The sequence below is a fragment of the Pseudomonas sp. SWRI77 genome (assembly GCF_014269105.1).
GTDB classification, from domain to species: Bacteria; Pseudomonadota; Gammaproteobacteria; order Pseudomonadales; family Pseudomonadaceae; genus Aquipseudomonas; species Aquipseudomonas capeferrum.
The window spans coordinates 135,538-152,949 of the sequence record NZ_JABWRV010000011.1 but is presented as its reverse complement, the minus strand read 5'-3'; the positions used below and the strand labels follow the sequence as shown (position 1 = coordinate 152,949).

Annotated in this window: 14 protein-coding genes; 11 read left to right on the top strand and 3 right to left on the bottom strand. The window is 62.5% G+C overall.

What is annotated here, in order from left to right:
* Positions 1–237 precede the first annotated feature (237 nt).
* Positions 238–1,134 carry a transcriptional regulator GcvA gene (gene gcvA, locus HU766_RS13325; protein ID WP_033699165.1) on the top strand — a complete coding sequence of 299 codons (897 nt, stop codon included), beginning with the start codon at positions 238–240 and terminating at the stop codon, positions 1,132–1,134.
* Between the two features lie 133 nt (positions 1,135–1,267).
* Positions 1,268–2,512: an aspartate aminotransferase family protein gene (locus tag HU766_RS13320; protein ID WP_047581219.1), complete on the top strand. Its 1,245-nt coding sequence runs from the start codon at positions 1,268–1,270 to the stop codon at positions 2,510–2,512.
* A gap of 3 nt (positions 2,513–2,515) precedes the next feature.
* Here HU766_RS13320 and HU766_RS13315 read toward each other — a convergent pair whose 3' ends face one another.
* A complete protein-coding gene (locus HU766_RS13315; protein ID WP_033699169.1) occupies positions 2,516–2,818 on the bottom strand; it encodes a hypothetical protein in 303 nt (100 codons plus the stop codon).
* 183 nt (positions 2,819–3,001) lie between these two features.
* On the opposite strand from HU766_RS13315, the gene HU766_RS13310 reads away from it, so the two are divergent.
* A complete protein-coding gene (locus HU766_RS13310) occupies positions 3,002–3,427 on the top strand; it encodes a hypothetical protein (RefSeq protein ID WP_186657424.1) in 426 nt (141 codons plus the stop codon).
* Positions 3,428–3,500: 73 nt separating this feature from the next.
* Positions 3,501–5,612, top strand: coding sequence for an elongation factor G (gene fusA, locus HU766_RS13305; RefSeq protein WP_033699174.1), 2,112 nt, complete (start codon positions 3,501–3,503; stop codon positions 5,610–5,612).
* A gap of 171 nt (positions 5,613–5,783) precedes the next feature.
* Here fusA and HU766_RS13300 read toward each other — a convergent pair whose 3' ends face one another.
* On the bottom strand, positions 5,784–7,226 hold the full coding sequence (locus tag HU766_RS13300) for a SulP family inorganic anion transporter (protein ID WP_186657421.1): 1,443 nt from the start codon (positions 7,224–7,226) through the stop codon (positions 5,784–5,786).
* Between the two features lie 84 nt (positions 7,227–7,310).
* On the bottom strand, positions 7,311–9,032 hold the full coding sequence (locus HU766_RS13295) for a S8/S53 family peptidase (protein ID WP_186657419.1): 1,722 nt from the start codon (positions 9,030–9,032) through the stop codon (positions 7,311–7,313).
* 146 nt (positions 9,033–9,178) lie between these two features.
* Here HU766_RS13295 and HU766_RS13290 point away from each other — a divergent pair, with 146 nt between their 5' ends.
* The 7 genes from HU766_RS13290 (at position 9,179) to nuoF (ending at position 17,290) form a co-directional block, all read left to right on the top strand.
* Positions 9,179–9,913, top strand: coding sequence for a secretin N-terminal domain-containing protein (locus tag HU766_RS13290; RefSeq protein ID WP_033700171.1), 735 nt, complete (start codon positions 9,179–9,181; stop codon positions 9,911–9,913).
* 490 nt (positions 9,914–10,403) lie between these two features.
* Positions 10,404–11,729: an isocitrate lyase gene (gene aceA, locus HU766_RS13285; RefSeq protein ID WP_033699180.1), complete on the top strand. Its 1,326-nt coding sequence runs from the start codon at positions 10,404–10,406 to the stop codon at positions 11,727–11,729.
* 722 nt (positions 11,730–12,451) lie between these two features.
* Positions 12,452–12,865: an NADH-quinone oxidoreductase subunit A gene (locus tag HU766_RS13280; protein ID WP_003251427.1), complete on the top strand. Its 414-nt coding sequence runs from the start codon at positions 12,452–12,454 to the stop codon at positions 12,863–12,865.
* 10 nt (positions 12,866–12,875) lie between these two features.
* Positions 12,876–13,553 carry an NADH-quinone oxidoreductase subunit B gene (locus HU766_RS13275; RefSeq protein ID WP_012313769.1) on the top strand — a complete coding sequence of 226 codons (678 nt, stop codon included), beginning with the start codon at positions 12,876–12,878 and terminating at the stop codon, positions 13,551–13,553.
* Positions 13,554–13,632: 79 nt separating this feature from the next.
* A complete protein-coding gene (gene nuoC, locus HU766_RS13270; protein ID WP_033699182.1) occupies positions 13,633–15,414 on the top strand; it encodes an NADH-quinone oxidoreductase subunit C/D in 1,782 nt (593 codons plus the stop codon).
* A 2-nt stretch (positions 15,415–15,416) separates the two neighbouring features.
* Positions 15,417–15,914, top strand: a complete 498-nt coding sequence (gene nuoE / locus HU766_RS13265) for an NADH-quinone oxidoreductase subunit NuoE (protein ID WP_027592810.1) — start codon at positions 15,417–15,419, stop codon at positions 15,912–15,914.
* Positions 15,911–17,290, top strand: a complete 1,380-nt coding sequence (gene nuoF, locus HU766_RS13260) for an NADH-quinone oxidoreductase subunit NuoF (protein ID WP_186657409.1) — start codon at positions 15,911–15,913, stop codon at positions 17,288–17,290. The genes nuoE and nuoF overlap by 4 nt, the downstream gene beginning before the upstream one ends.
* The last annotated feature ends 122 nt before the right edge of the window (positions 17,291–17,412 follow it).

Below are 17,412 nucleotides of genomic sequence, written 5' to 3'. Positions count from 1 at the left end.
GCCGCGCGGGGGCGGCTAAAAATTGGAGCAGAATTCTTATCAATTTCTGATGTTGGTTTTTTTGTTGTTCTGAAGATGCCGGTACTGGCTACTTCCCTCCTCTTCGCACGACCGGTTGTAATCGTTGATCCAGGTCAGTATTAATCTATAGGTCTGGGTCAACAAACGACCTTTTCGAAGCACATGATTCCGATTTGGAATGAACTTCATCCTTTTTTTGCTCGGTACGCGCCTGTCATGTCCAAACGCCTGATGCCCTCGACCACCGCCCTCCAGTGTTTCGAAGCGGCTGCCCGCCACCTCAGCTTCACCCGCGCGGCGCAAGAGCTGCACCTGACCCAGAGCGCGGTCAGCAAACAGGTCGCGCAACTTGAAGAGATGCTGTCGCACTCGTTGTTCCAGCGCATTCGCCGGCGCCTGCACCTGACCCCGGCCGGTGCGCTGTACCTGACCGAGGTGAACAAGATCCTCACCCAGATCGACATTTCCAGCCGCTACATCCTCAGCTATGGCGACGAGACCGAAGTGCTGCGCATCGCCACCCAGCCGACCTTCGGCGCCCGCTGGCTGGTGCCCAGGCTCAAGGGTTTTGGCGATCGCTACCCGCGCATCCACCTGGATATTCGCAACGAACTGGAACCCTTCGACCTGGTGCAGGCCAAGGCCGACATCGCCTTTTTCTTCGGCCAGGGCACTTGGCCCGGGGCGACCTGCATCGAACTGTTCAGCGAAGAAGTGCTGCCGGTGTGCGCCCCGGAGCTACTGGCCAGCCACCACTTCAGCAGCGCCGAGGCGCTGACCGAACACCGCCTGCTGCAGTGCGTGTCCCGCCCGGAGGCCTGGCATGAATGGTTTCTGGGGCTGGGGCTGCACAGCCAGAACAGCTACCACGGGCCGCGCTTTGACACGTTCTACCTGTGCATCCGCGCCGCCATCGCCGGTTGCGGCATTGCCCTGATCCCTCGCTACCTGGTGGCCGAAGAGCTGAGCGAAGGCAAGCTGGTGGTGGCCTGGGACCACCCGGTGCCGAGCAACGGCCGGCACTTCATCGCCCATGCCGAGCATGCGGCCGAGGTGCCGAAGATCAGAGCGTTCGTGCAGTGGATTCGCGAGCGGGTGGCCGAGGGCGATTGAGGTTGCCCGTCCAAACCCTAAAAACTGGCCAGATCATGAATCCAGGGAATGACCGCAATCGAATAATTCGTTTGCGGAATAACCCGCTGGCACGCTTGGATAATAAGAAACTCGAACAAGGTCCGCGTGCCCCATGAATCAGGAAAGTATCAGCCAGTCCATTGCCATCGTTCACCCCATCACACTTTCCCATGGCAAGAATGCGGAAGTCTGGGACACCGACGGTAAACGTTATATCGACTTCGTCGGCGGCATCGGCGTACTCAACCTGGGGCATTGCAACCCTGCCGTGGTCGAGGCGATCCAAACCCAGGCCACCCGCCTGACCCACTATGCATTCAACGCCGCGCCCCATGGCCCGTACCTTGAGCTGATGGAACGCCTCAGCCAGTTCGTCCCCGTCAGCTACCCGCTGGCCGGCATGCTGACCAACAGCGGCGCGGAAGCGGCGGAAAACGCCCTGAAAGTAGCCCGCGGTGCCACCGGCAAACGCGCCATCATTGCCTTCGACGGGGGGTTCCATGGCCGCACCCTGGCCACCCTGAACCTCAACGGCAAGGTCGCCCCCTACAAACAACGGGTCGGCGAGCTACCCGGCCCGGTCTACCACCTGCCCTACCCCAGCGCCGACACCGGCGTCACCTGCGAGCAGGCGCTCAAGGCCATGGACCGGCTGTTCAGCGTCGAGCTGGCGGTCGAAGACGTGGCAGCGTTCATCCTTGAACCGGTGCAAGGCGAAGGTGGCTTCCTCGCCCTCGACCCGGCATTCGCCCAGGCACTGCGCCGCTTCTGCGACCAACACGGGATTTTGATCATCATCGACGAGATCCAGTCGGGCTTTGGTCGTACCGGCCAGCGTTTCGCCTTCCCTCGCCTGGGTATCGAGCCAGACCTGCTGCTGCTGGCCAAAAGTATCGCCGGCGGCATGCCACTGGGTGCGGTAGTCGGGCGTCAGCCCTTGATGGCGGCGCTGCCCAAGGGCGGCCTGGGCGGCACTTACTCGGGCAACCCGATTGCCTGCGCGGCGGCGCTGGCAAGCTTGGCGCAGATGACCGACGAAAACGTCGCCACCTGGGGCGAGCGCCAGGAGCAGGCCATCGTCAGCCGCGTGGAGCGCTGGAAAAAACAGCACCCCTTCATCGGCCGCCTGACCGGCGTCGGTGCAATGCGCGGCATCGAGTTCGTCAATGCCGACGGCAGCCCAGCCCCCGCGCAACTGGCCAAGGTGATGGAAGCGGCGCGGGCCAAGGGTTTGCTGCTGATGCCCAGCGGCAAGGCGCGGCACATCATTCGCCTGCTGGCACCACTGACCATCGAAGCCAATGTGCTCGAAGAAGGGCTGGATATCCTCGAGCAATGCCTGGCCGAGCTGAACTGAGGGTTACAGGCCCAGTTCTTCGGGGGTGAGCATGTCGGACTCGAAGGCGATCCAGCCGCCTTCGAGTTCGGCGTGGCCGTTGACGATCGGGCCGTAGTAGGTCAGGCCGTTTTCCAGGGTGACGCAGATGTGCGTGGCGGGCTTTTCGGGGGCCGCGAGCGCGCCGACGAAGTGCACCTTTTTCAGGGTTTCAGTCACCGCTTCAAGGCCAACACGGATGTTGGCGTTCTCCGATGCCTCGACATCGCCCCCACGGTCTTCGGTGCTGACGGTCACGGTGGCGATGTACGGGTACTTGCTGCTCAAGCGGGTTACCTCAATAGGATAGGTAGGCGTGTGGGCGCGTAGAGTACGGCAGCCTTTCGTTGTTGTCTCTACTGGCCTGATCGCGGGCAACTCGGATCGCCGCACCGCCGCCAACAGGTGATCTGAATGCCCCGATCTGTTAGGGTGCCCGCCGATGCACGCCACACCACACGAGGATCCCGAGTGAGCGCCGAAGAACCCCTGATCGCCGACCTGTTCGAGGTCGACAAACGCCTGTCCCTCAAGCCCGTCGTGGACTTCAACAACTACCTGCGCAACGCGTTCGCCGAAGGCCCGTGCCAGTGCCACCGCTGCCGTGACGGTGGCGACCAGAACAGCTACAGCCATCAGCACAACTTCACCCTCGAAGGCCGAGCGCTCAACCGCCGCTTCGCCACCACCGCAGGCAGCGACGTGCTGCTGGTGCTGAAAAAAGCCTGGCTGTCGTACCACAAGGAAGACCTGAACCTGGTCGGCGCCCTGGACCTGGCCAAGCTCAAGACCTTTACCGACGCCACCCTGCACGAGCGCCTGCTGGCCCTGCTGCCCGCCAGCGGCCTGGCCCGCGAAGTGGACGGCCAATGGCTGCTGCAAGCCCAGGCCGACTGACGGCCCGGCGGTAAAGCAGGATTCTTCCGGTCTGCTACCTTGGGAGAATCCGCATCCCCGCAGGTAGTCGGCCATGGCCCGTACAACGCCCATCGAGCTGTATCGCAATATCGGCATCGTCGCCCACGTGGATGCCGGCAAGACCACCACCACCGAACGCATCCTGTTCTACACCGGGGTCAACCACAAGATGGGCGAGGTGCACGATGGTGCCGCGACCATGGACTGGATGGCCCAGGAACAGGAGCGCGGCATCACCATCACCTCGGCGGCGACCACAGCCTTCTGGCAAGGCTCGACCAAGCAGTTTGCCGACAAGTACCGCTTCAACATCATCGATACCCCAGGCCACGTCGACTTCACCATTGAAGTGGAGCGCTCGCTGCGCGTGCTCGATGGCGCCGTGGTGGTGTTCAGCGGTGCCGACGGGGTCGAACCGCAATCGGAAACCGTCTGGCGCCAGGCCAACAAGTACCATGTGCCGCGTTTGGCCTACATCAACAAGATGGACCGCCAGGGCGCCGACTTCCTGCGTGTGGTCAAGCAGATCGACCAGCGCCTGGGGCATCATCCGGTACCGATCCAGCTGGCGATCGGCAGCGAAGAGCACTTTATCGGCCAGATCGACTTGGTGAAGATGAAGGCCATCTACTGGAACGACGCCGACCAGGGCACCACCTATCGGGAAGAAGAGATCCCTGCCGAGCTTCGGCCGCTCGCCGACGAATGGCGCGCACACCTGGTCGAGGCGGCCGCCGATGCCAATGATGAACTGACCCAGAAATATCTCGACGGCGAAGAACTGACCATCGACGAGATCAAGGCCGCCTTGCGTCAACGCACCATCGCCAACCAGATCGTGCCGACGATTCTGGGCTCCTCGTTCAAGAACAAGGGCGTGCCGCTGATGCTCGATGCGGTGATCGACTACCTGCCCGCGCCCTCCGAGATCCCTGCCATCAAGGGCACCGACCCAGACGATGAAGAAAAACACCTGGAACGCCACGCCGACGACAACGAGCCGTTCTCGGCCCTGGCCTTCAAGATTGCCACCGACCCGTTCGTCGGCACCCTGACCTTCGCCCGGGTGTACTCCGGCGTACTCAGTTCTGGCCATGCCGTGCTCAATTCGGTCAAGGGCAAGAAGGAGCGCATCGGCCGCATGGTGCAGATGCATGCCAACCAACGCGCCGAGATCAAGGACGTCTGCGCCGGCGACATCGCCGCGCTGATCGGCATGAAGGACGTGACCACCGGCGACACGTTGTGTGACATGGACAAGCCGATCATCCTCGAACGCATGGACTTCCCCGACCCGGTCATCTCCGTGGCGGTAGAGCCCAAGACCAAGGCCGACCAGGAGAAAATGGGCGTTGCCCTGGGCAAGCTGGCCCAGGAAGACCCGTCATTCCGGGTACGCACCGACGAAGAGACCGGCCAGACGATCATCTCTGGCATGGGTGAGTTGCACCTAGACATCATCGTCGACCGCATGCGCCGCGAGTTCAACGTCGAGGCCAACATCGGCAAGCCGCAGGTGGCGTACCGCGAGAAGATCCGCAACACCTGCGAGATCGAAGGCCGCTTCGTCCGCCAGTCCGGCGGGCGCGGCCAGTATGGCCACTGCTGGATCCGCTTCGCCCCTGGCGACGAAGGCCAGGAGGGCTTGGAGTTTATCAACGAGATCGTCGGCGGCGTGGTGCCACGCGAGTACATCCCGGCCATCCAGAAGGGCATCGAGGAGCAGATGAAGAACGGCGTGCTCGCCGGTTATCCGCTGATCAGCCTGAAGGCGGCGGTGTTCGACGGCTCCTACCACGACGTCGACTCCAACGAGATGGCCTACAAGATCGCCGCCTCCATGGCCACCAAGCAACTCTCGCAAAAAGGCGGGGCGGTGCTGCTGGAGCCGGTCATGAAGGTTGAGGTGGTGACGCCGGAGGAATACCAGGGCGACATCATGGGCGACCTGAGCCGACGCCGCGGGATGATTCAGGATGGCGACGAGACGCCAGCCGGCAAGGTGATTCGTGCCGAGGTGCCGCTGGGTGAGATGTTCGGCTATGCCACGTCGATGCGCTCGATGACCCAGGGGCGGGCCAGCTATTCGATGGAGTTCACCCGCTATGCCGAGGCGCCGGCCAGCATCGCCGACGGCATAGTGAAGAAAAACCGCGGCGAATGATCGTGCGCCCAGTCCCAGCAACTGCCTTGCTCAGATGCCCAAAGCCGGCGTGATCTCAGTGGGAGCGGGCTTGCCCCGCGAACAGGCCGGCCCAGACACTGCCGCTGCCTGGCACCGGCTTCGCCGGTATTCGCGGGGCGAGCCCGCTGCCACCGCGGATCATGACAACGCTCAGTGCTGTTCGCCGGCCCGTTTCAGCAGCTTCTTGCAGCGCTCGGACAGGTGCACCACCCGCAACTGCTTGCCCGCCTTGGCATAGCGCTCGCGCAAGGTCTTCAACGCCGCAATTGCCGAGTAGTCGACAAAGCTCAGGTGCTGGCAATCCAGGGTGACCTTGGCCGGGTCGCCCGCCGCATCGAACTGGTTGAGAAACGGCGTGACCGAGGCAAAGAACAGCGTGCCATGCACCTGGTAGCGCTTGCCCCCCTCGCCGTCCTCGTGGCTGTCGGCATACAACTCCCGGGCATGCTGCCAGGCAAAGTTCACCGCCGCGATGACGATACCGAACAGCACGGCCATGGCCAGGTCGGTGAACACCGTGACGACGGTCACCGCAATGATCGCCAGCACATCGCTGACCGGCACCTTGTGCAACACGCGCAACGAGGCCCAGGCAAAGGTCTGCTGGGCAACCACGAACATCACCCCTACCAGGGCCGCCAGCGGGATGCGCTCGATCAGCGGCGACAGGAACAGCACGAACAGCAAGATCATCACCCCAGCGACCACCCCAGACAGCCGACCACGGCCGTTGGAGCTGAGGTTGATCACCGTCTGCCCGATCATCGCGCAGCCGCCCATGCCGCCACATAGCCCGGAGACCATGTTGGCCGCCCCCAGGGCCACGCACTCGCGGTCCGGGAAGCCACGGCTCTCGGTGATCTCGTCGGTGAGGTTGAGTGTCAGCAGGGTTTCCAGCAAGCCGACCATGGCCATCAGCACTGCGTACGGGGCAATGATCTGAAGTGTTTCAAGGTTCCATGGCACACTCGGCAGTGCCAGTTCCGGCAAGCCGCCGGCGATATGCGCCATGTCGCCGAGGGTACGGGTCGGTAAACCGAGCAGGTACACCAGCAGGCCTACCCCAAGGATGGCCACCAGCGCGGGCGGCACGGCGCGGGTCAGCTTCGGCAGTACGTAGACCACCAGCATGGTCAACGCCACCAGGCCGATCATCAGGTACAGCGGTGCACCACTGAGCCAGTGATCGCCCTGCTTGAAGTGCTCCAGCTGGGCCAGGGCGATGACGATCGCCAGGCCGTTGACGAAGCCGAGCATCACCGGGTACGGCACCAGGCGCACCAGTTTGCCCAGGCGCAGCACGCCAAACAGAATCATCACCACCCCGCCCAGCAGCACCGTGGCCAGCAAGTACTGCACCCCGTGTTGCACCACCAGCGCGACGATCACCACCGCCATCGAGCCGGCAGCGCCAGAGATCATGCCGGGGCGGCCGCCAAACAGCGCGGTCAGGGTGCAGATGATGAAGGCGCCATACAGGCCCATCAACGGGTTGAGGTGCGCCACCAGGGCAAAGGCGATGCACTCGGGCACCAAGGCGAACGAAGTGGTGAGGCCGGCGAGCACGTCGGCGCGGAGTCGGGCGGGTTTCATGGCGTTCCTGTGAGTCGGTCCAGGCGGACGGGCTGGCAAGCAAGGGGCGCAATGTTACGGAATTTGTCTAACAGCGGCCACCGCTCAACGCACCCGGTCAAGGCTCTGTACCGCCAGGTCCAGCGCACGCTGCATGTCCAGGCGCGCCGAGCGGCCCAGGTCCGGGTGGTTCAGCCGCCCGCCCCGCTCAGACGGCAAAATCGGCGCAGTCAGGTCCTCGGCATCCATGGCTTCGAAGTCCTGCTCGGTACCTAAGGTCAATGCACTGCGCCGCAACAACATGCGGACCTGCTCGGGTGTCAGTGCCGGGTTGATCGACAACATCGCCGCCACCGTCGCGCTCACCAGCGGCGTGGCATACGAGGTGCCACAGTGTGGCCTCTTGGCACCCGCGGGGCGGATGCAGGCCGCGGCGCTGACATCGACACGCATGTCGATGTTCGAGCTGCGGCGCTTGCGCACATGCTGCGGGTCCTCGACCGGCACCGCCTTGTCGCTGCGCTGGTGGCCGCCCACCACCAGCAATTGCTCGGTAATGAACGACGATGGCAAACGGTATTCGTCAGTGCCGGACCACGAGGCGCCGTTGCCCGCCGAGTTGATGACCACCACGTCTGGGTGCTCGGCCCGCAACCAGAGGAAGAACTCTTCCAGCAGCTCCTCATACCCGCTCATCGCCAGGCCCGAGCGGACCAACGAATCGACTTCATCACCCGCGACATTTTTCGCGCCCACCCGATGGATGCCCCAGCTCCAGTTCAGAACGCGCACGCCGTCTTCGACAAGGTTGACCGAAGCCGCGATGTTGGCGGTGATACCGGCATCCGAATTGCGTTCGACAATAACCTCGAAGCCCGGGCTGGGTTTGCCCAACCCCGGCAGAAACCCGCCTTCCACGCCTTTACCCTGAGCCGCGAGAATGCCGGCGACATGGCTGCCGTGGCTGTCGGCACGGTTGCCATCCCGGCCATACAGGCAGGTATTGCCCTTCGCACAGGCGCCGCGATAGCCGATGAATCCCGGTGCGTCGAAATCCACATCGCGCTCGATCACCCCGACGCGAATGCTCTGTACCGCCACCTTGGAAGCAGGGATGCGCCGCTGGTAGAAATACAGCGCATCCATGAAGCGGTTGGCCGCCCACTCGTCTGCCTGGTCCATGGCCTGGCGGCTGCGACCGTCACCTTCCTCTGCATGTTCGGGGGCGGACTCTTCGACAATCACGGCATCGACGCTGACTTCACTGCCCATGCGCAGGATCATCGCGTCGCGCTGCACCAGGTCGTGCACCGGCAAGCGCAGTTGATAGACGTTGAGTGGTGGGATGGCGCCGACCACCTTGGCGCCAAACTTGTCGGCGATACGCTGTGCTTCTTTGCGGCCGTCGTGTTTTTCTTCGATCAACAGGCTTACCAGGTCGAGGTACGTGGTCAGCCCATCCATGTTCTTCGCTACTTCCCCGGGGCCAGCGGCGAGCACATGGCTGCCCTGGCGGCTGAGCCAGACGGGGTTGCTCTTGCGCCCTGCGGCCTCGATCCACAGCGGCGCGCTGCGCTGGGCGGTACTGTGCAAGGTCAGCTTGAGGTTATCGCCTTGCCGCTCGATATCGGCCTGCGCCAATTGCGCGTCGCCGAGCCAGACCGCAGGCACCTGCGGCCCCAGTCCTTCGCTGCGCAAGCACCATTGCAGGCGCCTGGCATCGAGCAGGTCACCGCAACGCTGAAGTTGCTTGATGCGCAGCGTGTCGCCGGCCGCACCGGCAACGCTGGCGAACAGGCACAACAACAACGTGGCACAGCGCTTCATGCGGTCACTCCCGGCGGCGTCTGAGGTTGCGACTGCCGGGGCAAATCAAAGGTTCAGCCGCAGCCCAATGTCAGTCGTTGATGTGCAGCCTGCACAACCTGAGCAAATTTGCCATCATGTTGATTCCCCCTGCGGAGATCATGGACATGCCGCTACGCCCCTTTTTCGCCTCGCTGCTGCTGGCGGCGAGCCTGAGCGCTCAAGCCGCCACCGAAGTCATGCCGCTGCAGTACCGCAGCAGTGCCGAGTTGCTGCCCGCCGCGCAATCGTTCATCGGCAAGGACGGCACCGTCAGCGCCTTCGAGAACAAGCTGATCGTCAATGCCAGCCCCGAGCGCATCGACGACCTGCGCAGCCTGCTGCAACAGCTGGACACCGCGCCCAAGCGCCTGCTGATCAGCGTCGACAACAACGACAGCAACTTCCAGGACAACCGCGGCAACGCCCATGTCATCCGCTACGGCACCAGCAACCGTGAAGGCGGCCTGCAACAGGTGCAGGCCAGCGAAGGCCAGGCGGCGCTGATCCAGGTGGGCCAGAGCATACCGGTGACCAGTACCAGCACCGACGGTTACGGGCGCATCCAGAGCAACACCGAATACCGCAATGTGACCCAAGGTTTCTACGTCACCCCAAGCTTGAGCGGCGAGACGGTTCGTCTGCAAATAAGCACCAATAATGACCGTATCAGCCAGGAACGTGCCGATGTAGTGAAAGTGCAAAGCACCGACACGACCGTCACCGGCAAGCTCGGCGAGTGGATCACCCTGGCGGGGTTCAATCAGCAGAGCCAAGCCGATCGAAGCGCATCCAGCCACACCTACAGCACACAGCGCGGCGAAAACATGACTTTACGGGTAAAAGTCGACCTTCTGGACTGATCCCAGGCAATTCAAGGCCTCGACCAAAGGCCTTGAAACTGACTGCCGAGTCGTATTAGACCAAAGATGTAGTAACCTAAAAAAGTCACTACAAAACATTTGACAGGCACTTTTTCCCAAGGGCATGATGGCCTCGCTCCCGCTAATCAGGGGCCCTGGCAAGGGCCTTCGAGGCGTGCTCCTCCCACCCCTGGAGGCGCCTCGTGTCTATACGGCCCACAAGGCGGTTCGACGGGATTGCGACTGCAACGAAGAAGTTGTCCCGAGGGACGGAAGCGCATCACCGCAGTTCTGGCAATCGCGTCGCACCGCAGCAAGGCAACCACGAGCCGACCTGCAGGGCACACCTTCGCCTGGCCTGCCCCTCCTTCCCCTTCGAGCCTTCGCGTTCGCCGCCGCACTCCCCCGGACAGGACAGCCGTCAGGCCTCTGATCTGCACCCGAGCATCAGCACAATTACCCCAAGATCGATGCGACGAGGTTTATTTCCATGGCACTGACACGCGAACAGCAAATTGCAGCCCTCGAGAAAGACTGGGCCGAGAACCCGCGCTGGAAAGGCGTGACCCGTACCTACACCGCCGCTGATGTCGTTCGCCTGCGTGGCTCCCTGCAGCCGGAGCACACCCTGGCTCGCCAGGGCGCAGAAAAACTGTGGAAGCTGGTCACCCAAGGTGCCCACCCGTCCTTCCGCCCAGAAAAAGATTTCGTCAACTGCATGGGCGCCCTGACCGGCGGCCAGGCAGTGCAGCAGGTCAAGGCCGGCATCCAGGCCATCTATCTGTCTGGCTGGCAGGTTGCCGCCGACAACAACTCGGCCGAGTCCATGTACCCCGACCAGTCGCTGTACCCGGTCGACTCGGTACCGACCGTGGTCAAGCGCATCAACAACTCGTTCCGCCGCGCTGACCAGATCCAGTGGAAAGCCGGCAAGAACCCAGGCGACGACGGTTACATCGACTACTTTGCGCCCATCGTGGCTGACGCCGAAGCCGGTTTCGGCGGCGTGCTGAACGCCTACGAGCTGATGAAGAACATGATTGAAGCGGGCGCCGCCGGCGTGCACTTCGAAGACCAGCTGGCCTCGGTTAAAAAATGTGGCCACATGGGTGGCAAGGTACTGGTACCGACCCAGGAAGCCGTACAGAAGCTGGTTGCCGCGCGCCTGGCAGCTGACGTCTCGGGCGTGCCGACCATCATTCTGGCCCGCACCGACGCCAACGCCGCCGACCTGCTGACCAGCGACTGCGACCCGTACGACCAACCGTTCGTGATCGGCGAGCGTACCCGTGAAGGCTTCTACAAGGTGCGCGCCGGCCTCGACCAGGCGATCTCCCGCGGCTTGGCCTACGCTCCGTACGCCGACCTGATCTGGTGCGAAACCGCCAAGCCGGACCTGGACGAAGCCCGCCGCTTCGCCGAAGCGATCAAGAAGGAGTACCCGGACCAGATCCTGTCGTACAACTGCTCGCCTTCCTTCAACTGGAAGAAGAACCTGGACGACGCCACCATTGCCAAGTTCCAGCGCGAGCTGTCGGCCATGGGCTACAAGCACCAGTTCATCACCCTGGCCGGCATCCACAACATGTGGCACGGCATGTTCAACCTGGCGCACGACTACGCCCGCAACGACATGACCGCCTACGTGAAGCTGCAGGAGCAGGAATTCGCCGATGCCAGCAAGGGCTACACCTTCGTGGCGCACCAGCAGGAAGTGGGCACTGGCTACTTCGATGACATGACCACCGTGATTCAGGGTGGGGCTTCGTCGGTGACTGCACTGACTGGTTCGACCGAGGAAGAGCAGTTCCACTGATAGCAGTGGGCTGGTGAAGCGAGGCCCGGGGTTCGTGAGGACCCCGGGCTTTTTTATTGTAGAAGGGCTTGCCACGATATTTTCAGCGGCTATGAGATCGAGCGCCGCGCGGGCGGCGCTCGATCTCATAGCCACCACCCCCTCACGCCAAGCACCTGCCAACCCCACCCCCTTCGCCAAGGCAGGTAAAAGCAAAACCCAGAATCCGGACTATGCTTGGGGCAGCCCAGTAGCAGCCGCCACCCGCCACCCCCATGCCCTCTCAATCACTTCGTCAGCCCACAATGGCTCAACCGATAAAGTATTGACCCAGAGCGGTGCGCGAGGGTTTGGAAGCTGCTAGAACGAGAGTTTTTCTCATTTGCAAGTAGCGCTGCAGCCCGATGAACTTGCAAGGCTCACTAAAGGAGAATTTCAACGCATCAAATTTAATGCGATTAATTATCATTACGAACTTACGAATTCGTTACGCCGCGCAAGAAACATAATTAACAAAAGCGCACGCAATGCCCGAATTTCAAGGCTTTCAGCCAGTTACGAAAGAGTTTTGTTCTTAATCCTACGAATAAATTTGCCACAGAAATTTTACTTGCACCGGGTTTACCCATAAAATCAGCGCGATTGATTCAGCTGCGACATTTGGTCACTGCATGTGCGACACCAAGTCGCCGCTCTACTTATTTCAGACTGCAGAGCTGGGTCTCTGTATAAGGATCTCTAGCATGTCCGATTCGGCAGGACTCATCGCCCACAACTGGGGCTTTGCCATCTTCCTTTTGGGTGTCGTCGGCCTGTGTGCCTTCATGCTCGGCCTGTCCAGCCTGCTCGGTAGCAAGGCCTGGGGCCGCGCCAAGAACGAACCCTTCGAATCCGGCATGCTGCCCGTCGGCAGCGCCCGCCTGCGCCTGTCCGCCAAATTCTATCTGGTCGCGATGCTGTTCGTGATCTTCGATATCGAAGCCCTCTTTCTCTTTGCATGGTCTGTGTCCGTCCGCGAAAGCGGCTGGACCGGGTTCGTCGAAGCGCTCGTTTTCATAGCAATTCTGTTGGCAGGTCTTGTCTACCTTTGGCGCGTCGGGGCACTTGATTGGGCTCCCGAAGGTCGCCGCAAGCGGCAAGCGAAGCTGAAACAATGAGGCTTTGGCAATGCAATACAATCTCACCAGAATCGATCCGGATGCGCCCAACGAGCAGTACCCGGTCGGTGAACGGGAAACCGTCACCGACCAGCTGCTAGAGGACCAGGTCCACAAGAACATCTACATGGGGAAACTCGAAGATGTGCTGCGTGGCGCGGTCAACTGGGGTCGCAAGAACTCCCTGTGGCCGTACAACTTCGGCCTGTCCTGCTGCTACGTGGAAATGACCACGGCCTTCACGGCGCCCCACGACATCGCCCGCTTCGGCGCCGAAGTCATCCGGGCCTCGCCGCGTCAGGCCGACTTCATGGTCATCGCCGGTACCTGCTTCATCAAGATGGCGCCGATCATTCAGCGCCTGTACGAGCAGATGCTCGAGCCGAAGTGGGTCATCTCCATGGGTTCGTGTGCCAACTCCGGTGGCATGTACGACATCTACTCGGTCGTTCAGGGGGTCGACAAGTTCCTCCCCGTGGATGTCTATGTGCCTGGCTGCCCGCCACGCCCTGAGGCTTTCCTGCAAGGCTTGATGCTGCTGCAGGAGTCGATCGGCCAAGAACGACGCCCGCTTTCCTGGGTTGTTGGTGATCAAGGTATTTACCGTGCCGAGATGCCAGCCCAGAAAGACCTGCGTCGTGAGCAGCGCATTGCAGTAACCAACCTGCGCAGCCCCGACGAAGTCTGATCCAGCGACCTGCCGCCCGCTCCCCAAGGAGCCGGCGGCCTGGCTTCATTCTTAACGTTGACCCAAAGCGACCGAGACCATGACAGCGGACAACGCTATTTTCATTCCGCCCTACAAGGCTGACGACCAGGATGTGGTCGTCGAACTGAACAACCGTTTTGGCGCCGAAGCATTCGTCGCCCAGGAGACTCGCACCGGCATGCCCGTGCTGTGGGTCAAGCGTGCGCAGCTCAAAGAGGTGCTCAGCTTCCTGCGCGGCGTAGCCAAGCCCTACAGCATGTTGTACGACCTGCACGGTGTCGACGAGCGCCTGCGCACACAGCGCCGTGGCCTGCCCGCCGCCGATTTCAGCGTGTTCTACCACCTGCTGTCGGTCGAACGTAACAGCGACGTGATGATCAAGGTGTCGCTCAGCGAAGGCGACCTGAACCTGCCGACCGTGACCGGCATCTGGCCAAACGCCAACTGGTACGAGCGCGAAGTCTGGGACATGTTCGGCATCGACTTTGCCGGCCACCCACACCTGAGCCGCATCATGATGCCGCCCACCTGGGAAGGTCACCCGCTGCGCAAGGACTACCCAGCCCGTGCCACCGAGTTCGACCCCTACAGCCTGACCCTGGCCAAGCAGCAGCTTGAAGAGGAATCGGCACGCTTCAACCCGGAAGCCTGGGGCATGAAGCGTCAGGGCGCCAACGAGGACTACATGTTCCTCAACCTGGGCCCCAACCACCCGTCTGCCCACGGTGCGTTCCGTATCGTCCTGCAGCTGGACGGTGAAGAGATCGTCGACTGCGTGCCAGACATCGGTTACCACCACCGTGGTGCCGAAAAGATGGCCGAGCGCCAGTCCTGGCACAGCTTCATCCCCTACACCGACCGTATCGACTACCTCGGCGGGGTGATGAACAACCTGCCGTATGTCCTGGCGGTGGAAAAGCTGGCCGGCATCAAGGTGCCGCAGAAGGTCGACGTGATTCGCATCATGCTCGCCGAGTTCTTCCGCATCACCAGCCACCTGCTGTTCCTGGGTACCTACATCCAGGACGTCGGCGCCATGACCCCGGTGTTCTTCACCTTCACCGACCGCCAGCGCGCCTACACCGTGATCGAAGCGATCACCGGTTTCCGCCTGCACCCGGCCTGGTACCGCATCGGTGGCGTCGCCCACGACCTGCCGCGCGGCTGGGACAAGCTGGTCAAGGACTTCGTCGATTGGCTGCCAAAGCGCCTGGACGAGTACACCAAGGCTGCCCTGCAGAACAGCATCCTCAAGGGCCGTACCGTCGGCGTTGCCGCGTACAACACCAAGGAAGCGCTGGAATGGGGCACTACCGGTGCCGGCCTGCGTTCCACCGGTTGCGACTTCGACCTGCGTAAAGCGCGCCCTTACTCCGGCTACGAGAACTTCGAGTTCGAAGTGCCGCTGGCCCACAACGGCGATGCCTACGATCGCTGCATGGTCCGTGTCGAAGAGATGCGCCAGAGTATCCGCATCATCGACCAGTGCCTGCGCAACATGCCGGAAGGCCCGTACAAGGCGGATCACCCGCTGACCACGCCGCCGCCGAAAGAGCGCACCCTGCAGCACATCGAAACCTTGATCACGCACTTCCTGCAAGTCTCGTGGGGCCCGGTCATGCCGGCCAACGAGTCGTTCCAGATGATCGAAGCGACCAAGGGCATCAACAGTTACTACCTGACGAGCGATGGCGGCACCATGAGCTACCGCACCCGGATCCGTACCCCGAGCTACCCGCACCTGCAGCAGATCCCTTCGGTGATCAAAGGCAGCATGGTCGCCGACCTCATTGCGTACCTGGGCAGTATCGACTTCGTTATGGCTGACGTGGACCGCTAAGCATGAACAGCACGCTTATCCAGACAGACCGTTTCGCCCTCAGCGAAACCGAGCGCTCGGCCATCGAGCACGAGATGCATCACTACGAGGACCCGCGCGCGGCGTCCATCGAAGCCTTGAAGATCGTCCAGAAGGAACGTGGCTGGGTGCCGGACGGCGCCATTCACGCGATCGGCGAAGTGCTGGGCATCCCTGCCAGTGACGTCGAAGGCGTGGCCACCTTCTACAGCCAGATCTTCCGCCAGCCGGTCGGCCGCCACATCATCCGCGTGTGCGACAGCATGGTCTGCTACATCGGTGGCCACGAGTCCGTGGTCAGCCAGATCCAGAGCGAACTGGGCATCGGCCTCGGCCAGACCACCGCAGACGGGCGTTTCACCCTGCTGCCAGTGTGCTGCCTGGGCAACTGCGACAAGGCCCCGGCACTGATGATCGACGACGACACCTTTGGCGACGTGCAGCCGACTGGCGTTTCCAAACTGCTGGAGGGTTACGTATGACCATTACTTCCTTCGGCCCGGCCAACCGCATCGCGCGTTCGGCCGAAACCCACCCACTGACCTGGCGCCTGCGTGACGACGGCGAGCCGGTATGGCTTGCCGAGTACGAATCCAAAAACGGCTACGCCGCTGCCCGCAAGGCACTGGCGCAGATGTCGCAGGACGACATCGTCCAGGCGGTCAAAGACTCCGGCCTCAAGGGCCGTGGCGGTGCGGGCTTCCCCACTGGTGTGAAGTGGGGCCTGATGCCCAAAGACGAATCCATGAACATCCGCTACCTGCTGTGCAACGCGGATGAAATGGAGCCGAACACCTGGAAGGACCGCATGCTGATGGAGCAACAGCCCCATCTGCTGGTCGAGGGCATGCTCATCAGCGCCCGCGCCCTGAAGGCCTACCGCGGCTACATCTTCCTGCGTGGCGAATACACCACCGCAGCGAAGAACCTCAACCGCGCCATCGACGAAGCCAAGGCCGCAGGCCTGCTGGGCAAGAACATCCTCGGTTCGGGCTTCGACTTCGAGCTGTTCGTGCACACCGGCGCCGGTCGCTACATCTGCGGTGAAGAAACCGCACTGATCAACTCGCTCGAAGGCCGCCGCGCCAACCCACGCTCCAAGCCGCCCTTCCCTGCCGCCGTTGGCGTGTGGGGCAAGCCGACCTGCGTGAACAACGTCGAGACCCTGTGCAACGTCCCGGCCATCGTCGCCAACGGTAACGACTGGTACAAGTCGCTGGCCCGCGAAGGCAGCGAGGACCACGGCACCAAGCTGATGGGCTTCTCCGGCAAGGTGAAGAACCCGGGCCTGTGGGAACTGCCGTTCGGCGTCACCGCCCGCGAGCTGTTCGAAGAATACGCCGGTGGCATGCGCGACGGCTTCAAGCTCAAGTGCTGGCAGCCAGGCGGCGCCGGTACCGGCTTCCTGCTGCCCGAGCACCTCGACGCCCAGATGTACGCCGGCGGCATCGCCAAGGTCGGCACCCGTATGGGTACGGGCCTGGCCATGGCGGTCGACGACAGCGTCAACATGGTCTCGCTGCTGCGCAACATGGAAGAGTTCTTCGCCCGCGAATCGTGCGGCTGGTGCACCCCTTGCCGTGACGGCCTGCCGTGGAGCGTGAAGATGCTGCGCGCGCTGGAAAACGGCCAGGGCCGCGCCGAAGACATCGAGACCCTGCTGGGTCTGGTCAACTTCCTCGGCCCAGGCCGCACCTTCTGTGCTCACGCACCGGGTGCCGTCGAGCCCTTGGGCAGTGCCATCAAATACTTCCGCTCCGAATTCGAGGCCGGTGTCGCCCCAGCCAGTGCTGCCGACACCCTGCGCCCGAACCTGGCCAAGCCAGTGCCAAGCGGGCCGATCGTGGTCGGCGCATAACAAGATGAGCTGCGGGTGGTCCGTGCCACCCGCCAGCCTGCAGGCCGGCCCGAACGATTCGAGGCGGGCCGCAGGCATACAGATTTCCATTAGCCACGCCCGCTCACGCGGGCCAACGAAGA

Excerpts from the sequence above, each read along its gene's own strand:
- fusA (WP_033699174.1), top strand. The coding sequence starts at position 3,501 with ATGGCCCGTACAACGCCCATCGAGCTGTATCGCAATATCGGCATCGTC.
- HU766_RS13300 (WP_186657421.1), bottom strand. The coding sequence starts at position 7,226 with ATGAAACCCGCCCGACTCCGCGCCGACGTGCTCGCCGGCCTCACCACT.
- nuoC (WP_033699182.1), top strand. The coding sequence starts at position 13,633 with ATGACAGCGGACAACGCTATTTTCATTCCGCCCTACAAGGCTGACGAC.
- aceA (WP_033699180.1), top strand. The coding sequence starts at position 10,404 with ATGGCACTGACACGCGAACAGCAAATTGCAGCCCTCGAGAAAGACTGG.
- gcvA (WP_033699165.1), top strand. The coding sequence starts at position 238 with ATGTCCAAACGCCTGATGCCCTCGACCACCGCCCTCCAGTGTTTCGAA.
- HU766_RS13275 (WP_012313769.1), top strand. The coding sequence starts at position 12,876 with ATGCAATACAATCTCACCAGAATCGATCCGGATGCGCCCAACGAGCAG.
- HU766_RS13290 (WP_033700171.1), top strand. The coding sequence starts at position 9,179 with ATGCCGCTACGCCCCTTTTTCGCCTCGCTGCTGCTGGCGGCGAGCCTG.
- HU766_RS13280 (WP_003251427.1), top strand. The coding sequence starts at position 12,452 with ATGTCCGATTCGGCAGGACTCATCGCCCACAACTGGGGCTTTGCCATC.
- HU766_RS13320 (WP_047581219.1), top strand. The coding sequence starts at position 1,268 with ATGAATCAGGAAAGTATCAGCCAGTCCATTGCCATCGTTCACCCCATC.
- nuoF (WP_186657409.1), top strand. The coding sequence starts at position 15,911 with ATGACCATTACTTCCTTCGGCCCGGCCAACCGCATCGCGCGTTCGGCC.
- nuoE (WP_027592810.1), top strand. The coding sequence starts at position 15,417 with ATGAACAGCACGCTTATCCAGACAGACCGTTTCGCCCTCAGCGAAACC.
- HU766_RS13295 (WP_186657419.1), bottom strand. The coding sequence starts at position 9,032 with ATGAAGCGCTGTGCCACGTTGTTGTTGTGCCTGTTCGCCAGCGTTGCC.